6 protein-coding genes and 1 CRISPR repeat array are annotated in these 9266 nt (G+C 55.9%); of the genes, 2 read left to right on the plus strand and 4 right to left on the minus strand.

The window, feature by feature from the left end; all coding sequences use genetic code 11:
• Positions 1–28: 28 nt before the first annotated feature.
• Positions 29–931: a CRISPR direct-repeat array (repeat unit 37 nt; unit sequence CTTCGAGCGAATCATCCAAGAGAACAAGGATTGAAAC).
• Between the two features lie 60 nt (positions 932–991).
• Positions 992–1552, plus strand: a complete 561-nt coding sequence (locus WCE46_RS04105; protein ID WP_424732427.1) for a flavin reductase family protein — start codon at positions 992–994, stop codon at positions 1550–1552.
• A gap of 153 nt (positions 1553–1705) precedes the next feature.
• Here WCE46_RS04105 and ileS read toward each other — a convergent pair whose 3' ends face one another.
• Positions 1706–4885 (minus strand): isoleucine--tRNA ligase, encoded by a 3180-nt coding sequence (ileS, locus tag WCE46_RS04110; RefSeq protein ID WP_424732428.1) that lies wholly within the window; start codon positions 4883–4885, stop codon positions 1706–1708.
• Between the two features lie 208 nt (positions 4886–5093).
• Between ileS and WCE46_RS04115 the strand changes: the two genes are divergently transcribed.
• Positions 5094–5687 (plus strand): hypothetical protein, encoded by a 594-nt coding sequence (locus tag WCE46_RS04115; RefSeq protein ID WP_424732429.1) that lies wholly within the window; start codon positions 5094–5096, stop codon positions 5685–5687.
• A gap of 47 nt (positions 5688–5734) precedes the next feature.
• Here the strand turns inward: WCE46_RS04115 and WCE46_RS04120 are convergent, their stop codons facing one another.
• From WCE46_RS04120 to WCE46_RS04130, 3 genes are all read right to left on the minus strand, one after another.
• Positions 5735–7456: a response regulator gene (locus tag WCE46_RS04120; RefSeq protein ID WP_424732430.1), complete on the minus strand. Its 1722-nt coding sequence runs from the start codon at positions 7454–7456 to the stop codon at positions 5735–5737.
• Between the two features lie 179 nt (positions 7457–7635).
• Positions 7636–8841, minus strand: coding sequence for a gephyrin-like molybdotransferase Glp (glp, locus tag WCE46_RS04125; RefSeq protein WP_424732431.1), 1206 nt, complete (start codon positions 8839–8841; stop codon positions 7636–7638).
• Positions 8842–8850: 9 nt separating this feature from the next.
• Positions 8851–9027 (minus strand): hypothetical protein, encoded by a 177-nt coding sequence (locus WCE46_RS04130; protein WP_424732432.1) that lies wholly within the window; start codon positions 9025–9027, stop codon positions 8851–8853.
• Between the last annotated feature and the right edge of the window lie 239 nt (positions 9028–9266).

Genomic DNA, 9266 nt, shown 5'->3' on the forward strand with positions numbered 1-9266 from the left:
CATCGAGCGTGGGGAACGCCCGACCGGGCTTCGAGCGAATCATCCAAGAGAACAAGGATTGAAACACCGTGCTCCTGCCGTAATATATGCAGCATAAAGAGCTTCGAGCGAATCATCCAAGAGAACAAGGATTGAAACCAATATGTACTATATACACCCCCCTCACGGCCACGCACTTCGAGCGAATCATCCAAGAGAACAAGGATTGAAACCTCCTCCAGGAGGGTGACGAGTAGACCCGCGAGGTCTTCGAGCGAATCATCCAAGAGAACAAGGATTGAAACCTATGAAAATCTACGCCTATCGTGACCTGCTGGAACTTCGAGCGAATCATCCAAGAGAACAAGGATTGAAACCGAAGGTTCTCTATTTTGTAGGGCTACCCAAATTCTTCGAGCGAATCATCCAAGAGAACAAGGATTGAAACGCGTAGAGCGTGGATGTGATAGTCGATCCGACACCCTTCGAGCGAATCATCCAAGAGAACAAGGATTGAAACCCCGTTCGGCGCGGTGCAGGGAAATTCTCTTGTAGGCTTCGAGCGAATCATCCAAGAGAACAAGGATTGAAACTGTGCATTGTGGGCGGTTGTTGGAGTGCGGTGGATCTTCGAGCGAATCATCCAAGAGAACAAGGATTGAAACATGCACGAGTTGATTCAGCAATGCAGCAGCAACTCTTCGAGCGAATCATCCAAGAGAACAAGGATTGAAACTTGATTTGGATGGGCGTCTCTTCCGGCCAGTACCCTTCGAGCGAATCATCCAAGAGAACAAGGATTGAAACCCAGTTGCTTGCCGAGATGTGTACTGAGGCACCATGCTTCGAGCGAATCATCCAAGAGAACAAGGATTGAAACTCCGGGTGATCGGGATGCTGGCAATGATCGCAGATCTTCGAGCGAATCATCCAAGAGAACAAGGATAGAACTTTTTTTAATTTCCGCCAGAATCCCAATCCTGATATACCCCAAAAAGAGAAAATCACGATCATGATGGATAAACTGCCCTTATCCCGGGTATACCGTTTCATCGAACCGGGCCCGGTCGTCCTCGTGACAACGGTGCAGAAGAAAGAACGTCCCAATCTCATGACGATGAGTTATCACATGGTGATGCAGGATGGCGTCCCTCCGCTGATCGGCTGCATGATCGGGCCCTGGGATTACAGTTTCCGTGCACTCAGCGAGACAGGGGAATGCGTGATCGCTGTCCCTACGGTCGATCTCGCTACGAAGGTGGTTGAAATCGGCAACTGCTCGGGTGCGGACACCGACAAGTTCGACGCGTTCGGCCTGACACCGGTCCCCGCAAAAAAAGTGAAGCCCCCGCTTGTTGCCGAATGCCTCGCCAATTTCGAATGCCGGGTAAAAGATGACAGCCTTGTCGACAAATACAACATGTTTGTTATGGAAGTGGTCCAGGCATGGGTCGATCCGGATCGCAGGGAACGGCGGGTCATCCATCACCGGGGTGACGGTACTTTTGTCGTTGACGGCCGGATCCTCGACCTCAAGAAAAAAATGGTGAAATGGCCCTCATATATCCAATAAGTGATCGCATCGATCGGTGTACTATTGGTGAAAAACCTGATCACAACCGCATACAACAGGAGGGGTGTCACACGCTGGGATTCGGATTGAAAATCCCTGCATGTTTTTCCTCACATCACTAAAAAAACAGAATGTATAAAAAAATCAGCCTGTTTACACAGATTTCGAGATCCCGATCGTCATCGCGACACCTTCGACATCCCAGTCCTTTACTAACTGGTGCGATGATCCTGACGGTTCCCCGGCAAGATGGAGCGAAAGTGCCTTTGCCCGGACCTCTTCGGCAATCCCGGCCTTCCAGCTCCCTCCGACAAGGTCGCAGATACGTTTGTCCGCAACTGCCACATCGACCGTGATGAAATCCTCTACCGCAAGATCGAGCTGCCGGCGCATCTCCTGGATCCGGCGGATCACTTCCCGGGCATAGCCTTCCGCTTCGAGATCTGGGGTGAGGGCTACGTCCACATATACGGTTGCATCCTCCATCGGGGCGGAGAAGATATCGGCCGGAAGTTTTTCCGTGAAGGTGACATGTTCCGCACCGATCTCGTACTTTGCGTCGCCGCTCGCGAGCGTATAGGTCTGTCCGGCACCGGTTGCGGCCCTGATCGCATTGCCGTCAGCGGCTTCGATGAGTCCCTTGACCGTAAACGAGTTCTTGCCAAACCCTTTCCCGAGCGCCTTCATGACCGGCTCCGCATGCCAGCCGATCCGGTCCCACCGGCCCATCACGACGGTCACCTTGCGGGCGTTGGCCCGGTCCATGCAGATCGCGTTAAGGCGGGCGACCGCGTCCTTGACCTCTTCTTTTGCGGTCACGATGACGACTTCCTCCACCGGCCAGCGGAGTTTCCGTTTCCCGGCCTGGCGGGCGTTCTGCACCGCGTCGTCAAACGAGCGGGCGAGTTCCATCGCGTGTTCCAGTTCCGCGTTTGTGAGCGCCTCGTCGCAGGTCTCCCAGTCAAGCATGTGCACGCTTTCGGGATCGTTCCTGCACCGGAGGTTACCGTAGATCTCTTCGGTGATATGCGGGCAGAAGGGGGCCATCAGGCCGATGAGCCGGCGCATCACGTAGTAGATCGTCTCGTAGGCAAACACCTTCTGTTCGGACTCGCCTTCCAGCCACATCCGGGGCCGGACGAGCTGGACATACCAGCGCGAGAGGTCTTCGAGGATGAAGGTGATCAGTTCCCGGGTCGCCCGGTGGAGCTGGCATTCCTTTGTTGCCGCGTCCACAATGCCGGCGACCGTATTTACCCGGGAGACGATCCAGCGGTCCTCGTCCGGGAGCTGCCGGAGGTGTGCCGTGATATATGCCGAATCCCAGCGCCCGTCTTTTGTCTGCGGCTCAAATGTGTCGAGGATCATGTACGGCATAGGGAACCGGTACACGTTCCAGAGGATATTTACCGCACGGTTCACGGTCGCAACCCCGTCCCAGTTGAACTTCAGATCGTCCCAGGGGGCCGATGAGGAGAGCACATAGAACCGGAGCACATCGACGCCGACTTTTGCCACCACTTCATCGGGAGACACCACGTTCCCGAGGCTCTTTGACATCTTCTTTCCCTCGGCATCGAGTGCAAACCCGTGCATGCAGACGCTCTTATATGGCGCTTTCCCGAATGCAATCGTGCTTGCGCCGAGCTGCGAGTAGAACCAGCCCCGGGTCTGGTCCTGACCTTCGGTGATGAAATCCGCGGGCCAGAGTTTCTCGAATTCTTCCGTCTTTGCCGGGAAGCCGATCGTCGCCCACGATGCGACCGCAGAATCGAACCAGACATCGAAGATGTCCCCGACCCGGTGCATCGTGCCGCCGCATGCGCAGGGAATCGTCAGCGAGTCCACGAACGGGCGGTGCGGATCGGGCACGGCTTTTCCGCTCGCCTTTTCCAGTTCCGCGATAGTACCGATGACCCGGTACTTATCGCATTTGTCGCAGACCCAGACCGGGATCGGGATACCCCAGTACCGCTGCCGCGAGACGCACCAGTCCCGGGCCTCCTTGATCCAGTCGTAGAACCGGGCACTGCCCGCCCACTCAGGGTACCACGTGACCTTCTCGACTTCGGCAAGCATGAGGTCCCGGATCTCTGAAGCTTTGAGGAACCACTGAGAGGTTGCCCTGAAGATGATCGGCGTCTTGCAGCGCCAGCAGTGGCCGTACCGGTGAGTGATCTTTTCCGTTGCCAGCAGGTGGTCGCCGAGCGCTTCGAGCACGTCCTGGTTTGCGTCCCGTACAAATTTCCCGGCAAAGATTCCTGCTGCGGGCAAAAACTTCCCGGCGCCGTCGACCGGGCAGACAATGACCAGGTTCTCCTTTGTCCCGAGCACGTAGTCGTCCCAGCCGTGGCCTGGTGCGATATGCACCATGCCGGTGTTCTCCATCGCGACAAACTCGGCGGCAACGACCCGGTGAGCGATCTCGCGCTGGAGCGGCACCTGTTCCGCGAGCGGGGAGTCATACTCCCAGCCGACCAGCTCCCCTCCCTTCTTTGTCTCCAGCGCCTCAAACTTCTGGTACCGCCCTTTCTTGAGCACCGATTTTATGAGCGGCTCTGCCATCCAGAGGTATTCCTCGTGGCCGTTTTTCTCTGCATGGACTCTTGCATAGATAAACTCCTTTGACACCGCGACCGCGACGTTTGCCGGCAGCGTCCAAGGGGTCGTCGTCCAGATGACAAGGTACTCCTGATCCATTCCCTTGATCGGGAACTTCACAAAGACCGAAGGGTCGGTCTCGTCCCAGTATTCAACCTCGGCGTCCGCGATCGCCGTTTCGCACCGGGGGCACCAGTTAACGACCCGGAACCCCCGTTCCAGCATCCCCTTCTCTTCTGCCCGGGCAAGAGTCCACCATGCTGCTTCCACGTATTCAGGTTTGATCGTCTGGTACGCGTTTTTAAAATCCATCCAGATCCCGAGGCTTTCAAACTGGGTGTCCATCAGCTTCTTGTTCTGTATGGCAAATTCCCGGCACTTTTCGATGAAGTGCTCTATCCCGAACTTCTCGATATCTTTTTTTGAGGAAAACCCAAGCGATTGTTCGACCTTGACTTCAATCGGAAGGCCGTGCATATCGTAGCCCGCACGGTCGATCACGTTCCTCCCGTTCATCCGCTGGTACCGGAGGAGCGAGTCCTTGATAATTTTGTTCCATGCGGTGCCCAGGTGGATCTGTCCCGTGGTGTACGGCGGTCCATCGACAAAAAAGAACGCCTTGCCGGCGCTCCGGTGCTGCTTTACTGCCTTGTAGGTCTCGTGGGTGCGCCAATATTCCTGCACCTCGCGCTCGATATCCTTTGCATTGAAGTTCGCGGTGACTTCCTTCACAAAATCCCTCTGTTACGATGGCGGGATGCCCAAACGTATCGATAAATGTTGTCTCTTTATGACAAAGTAGTTTCCTTGTATAACCGGTTTTTCCCCGGGAGTAGCGTTCACTGTTTGTCCCGGCCGCTGCGCAAAACCCTGGTGCCCCCATGGTGGCAGCCGTTTAAAACCGTAACACATCTATATCATCTTTTATATACTGATTTTTATGAAGTCTCCCGTTGCTCTCATAAGTATTGCAGTGCTGGTCGTTCTGCTTACCTGCATTGCCGGATGCACCACGACATCTTCCACGCCGGCGGCCACAGCACCGGTCGCGACCACATCCGCATCCGGATCTTCAGGTGCCACCGTCACCGCCCCTGCGGTCGGGACAGCTGTCTCGGCAACTTCGTCAACCGCAACCTCCGGCATCGACTCAACCATTTCTGTCCACTTCAATGATTATGCCTGCATTAATATCCCGAAAGCGCTTGGCGTAGATTATCTGTACCCGGGTGAGAACTACTCTATCTGGGTCACTACGCCCGGGTCCGGCACGATCACCCCGAATCTCCTTGTGCTCAATGTGAATGATAATGCCAGATTCGGGACGGTCACTCCTGTCTGGGATGCAGTGCAGAAGACCTGGACCTACGAGGGCATCGTTCCCCTGGTAAAACTCATCGATATCACCACTCCCCAGAGTGAAACTCTGACGATCAAGAACCAGGGCTGGTATTTTGTCTGCATCGATGACCGCAAGGAGTCGGGAGTCAGCGATGCCGTATATAATGTTCCGGTGAAGGTGACCCGGATCTGATATCCCGGTGATCAACCGGGAGAAAAACGCAATTTTTTTTGATTTTTTCACTCAAGATGCAGAAAATCAGGGGCAAACAGTTTCATCATATTTTCAATGTAGGTGTAGGCCTTCTTGTGATCGATATACACCCTGAACGAAGAACCCCCCTTCTTTGAGATCTCAAGATACCCCGAGAGCAGCACGGGTTTTTTGAGAGTGATCTTCTCGATCTCTCCCTTTTCCACTTCGAAGATCCGGGTGTTTTCCAGTTCTCCGAGTGATTTCTGGCGTGTATCTACCACGTTGCCGAAGAGCTCGTCCATGAGGAATGTGCCGAACTGGACTCCCTGCGAGGCAGATGCGTCCAGTTCCGGGTTGCGGATGATAAACAGCCTCTTGGCGGTAGCATACACACCATATCCCCCGGTGGATGATCCAATCGCACCGGCGATTGATCCCCCCACCCCCAAACCAGAGACTTTGAGGGTGAGGCTCGATATCCCGCCAAGATACTCTTCTGATCCTGCACCCCCGGCTTGCTCCTGTGGTTCGCTTACCGCAATCGCCTCGATCGCCGCTATCAGCCGGCCGGCTGCATCGTAAACCGGGGAGCACTTGGCCCACAGGTACATTGGTTTACCCCGGATCGTTACCTGTACTCTCTCGCCGACGAGCGTATCTCCGACTTTTTTTGTCGCCGGCAGATCCCCATCCGCATCGGTCCCGGGGAGCGTTATAACATGATCGATGAGCATGGGCCCGGGTTCCCCGTAGAACGGGACCGCATACTCCCGGTTGCCTTTCCCGACCATCGCATCAGTGTCAGCACCGGTCAGTTCGGCAAGTTTCGTGCTCCATGCGATGATTACCCCGTGTTTGTCAACCGCAAAGACCGGGGCGTCAAGCGACTGCAGCGTGGCTATCAGTTCGCCCAGTTCGCCCGGTTTTTCCTCCGGAGTTTCCTGTGATGACCCGGTTGCGGCAGACAGGCCCCTTTCACCTTCGGTTTTCGTTGTTCCAATTCGAATCAGACCTTTCGGATCCCTTCCCGTGAGTTGGTACTCCTGGACCCCACCCTGTGCGGAAAATAACACATGGTATCCCCATTCGAGAGTGAGGGTTCTTCCGTCACCAGCCAGGATGTGATGCAGGAGCAGACAGTCCGGCTTTTCCGGCGTGAGTTCCCGGAGACAGGCAAGGATCTCCGGGCGTTCGTTATCAGGGACGTATGTAAAGAAATTCTCCTGCACGAGCTGCCGGTAGGATTTTTTAAAGAGGTGAACACAGGGCTCGTTCACAAAACTGAGTGCGCCGTCGGGTTTGATACGACAGATGAGTTCTGCACCATTGTCAACGATCGAATTGTAGAACCGGGCCCATGCGATCAGTTCGTATTCGGCGTTCTTCTGCGGGACCCGGGTCCTGATAAAATCAATCAGCCTCGAGACCTCGTTTGCCATGTCGGCCCCTTTCTGGAGGTAGTAGTCGGCCCCGGTGTTGAGGGCGTCCTTTGCGATATGTGCGAGTCTCTTTGCCGTGGCGACAATAAAGATCGACTGGCCGCCCCGTGCCCGGATCTCCCGTAACAGGGCGAGGCCGTCCATATCGGGCATCGAGTAATCCGAGATGATCACATCGAAATACTGGCGGTTGAGCAGTTCCAGCGCTTCAAGTGTTGTCGATGCAGGGGTAACGGCAAGATCTATTTCCTGTTCGAGACGTGCCCTGAATGCATCAAGAAACAGGGGTTCGTCATCGATACAGAGGATGGAGATTGTCTGCGGCATACCGGGGCCCCCAAATAGTAGTCCAGTTTCTTGTTCTCCATATTAAATAAATTATTTAATTTGATCTATTACACCGTCCTGTCACGGCGCTGAATCAGGGTACCTCCCGTTGAGGGAGACGGGATACATCGTGAAGAACAGGACAAGAAGACGAACTGGCAAAAGGGATGTGTGTGGTTCTACCACAGGATGATCTCAACCTGACTGCCGCTCTCAAAACCTTCGCTACCGGCCGGGACCCGGAGCACTCCGTTACTCTTTGCAAGCGTATTCAAGAGGCCGGACTTCCCGAAGAGCGGGGTTGCAATCCCGTCCTTTACAAAGACCCGGATATAGTCTTCCCGCCCCTTCGTGGAGGGCACATTCATTGCAAGTTTTGCTGTTATCGTCACCGGTTCCGGTACAGCGCTGCCGGTCATGTCATCGAGCAGGTGCCTGACAATGGCAACCAGCACCACAAACGTTGCCGCAGGGTGGCCGGGGAGGCCGATGACCGGGACACCACCGCACCGGCCGATGATCGTGGGTTTTCCCGGTGCAATGGCGACCCCGTGGATCAGCACCTCACCCTTTTCGGCAATGACCGCGGCGGCCATGTCCCGGTCGTCTTTTGAGCTCCCGCCCGAGATCAGTACCGCGTCGCATTCCCCTGCGGCACGGGCGAGTGCAGCCTCAAATATGGCCCGGTCATCCTTGACGATCCCGTACGTGACCGGGACACAGCCGTGGTCGCGGACGAACGCGGCGATCACGTACCTGTTGACGTCCCGGACCTGGCCGATCCGGGGGATTTCTGTGACCGGCACCAGTTCGTTTCCGGTGGACAGAATCCCAATCTTCGGCCTGGTGGTGACCGGCACATCAGCGCACCCGACTGCGGCAAGAACACCCGTATCCTGCACCGAAATCCGGCGCCCGCGGGGGAGAACGACTTCACCCCTTTTAAAATCCTCATTGTACTGGACCACGTTCTCGCCGTACGCCAACGGCTTTTTTACGAGGATCTCATCGCCAAACGGCTCAGTATTCTCCGCCATCACGATGGCATCGGCACCCTCCGGGAGGATGCCCCCCGTAGGGATGTAGAGGCACTCCCCCATCTTTACCGGCAGGTCGGGGGTCTGCCCCATCTGGATCCTGCCCCGAAGGGTGAGTATCGCCGGCACCGCATCGCCGGCACCGGTCGTATCGCCGGCCCGCACCGCGTACCCGTCCATCACCGACCGGGTAAAGCCCGGAATGTCCACGTCCGCATGCACATCAGCGGCCAGCACCCGGCCGCATGCTTCGGCAAGGGGCACCGTCTCCTGCGGCACCTGCACGGTAAGGCGGTGCACTGTTGCGACGGCCTCACTCACCGGGACAACGGATAAAAAAAGGCTCATTTGACCTGCTCATTTGAAGCAGCCCAGCTGGCAGGCGTGGATTTTTATCCCGTGGGTGTTGCAGTACTCGCTGATGTCCGACTTTGGGAGCCGGTACTTTTCTGCAATCGCGAATGCCTGCGGGCAGGTGATCGATTTCACGATCTTCTCATCCGCAAATGCCTTCTCAATTGTTTTCTCGTCCATGGTACAAGTGAAGTGTGTGCTCCCTTATCATAGCAGTTGCGAAGCCGGCACACGGGACCATGCATCCACGCGAGGCTTTTCGTGAAGTACCGCGTACATACTGGCATGAAGGTAGCGCTGATCAATTCCCGCCGGGACCTCGCGGGATGCAATATCAGGCACCATATTGAACAGTGCCTCGCCCGGTCCCCGGACCCGGGCCGGGCGGGAGACCGGATCTACGAATTTTTCGAGGTGGA

The organism is Methanoregula sp. (genome assembly GCF_049690535.1).
Classification (GTDB): domain Archaea; phylum Halobacteriota; class Methanomicrobia; order Methanomicrobiales; family Methanospirillaceae; genus Methanoregula.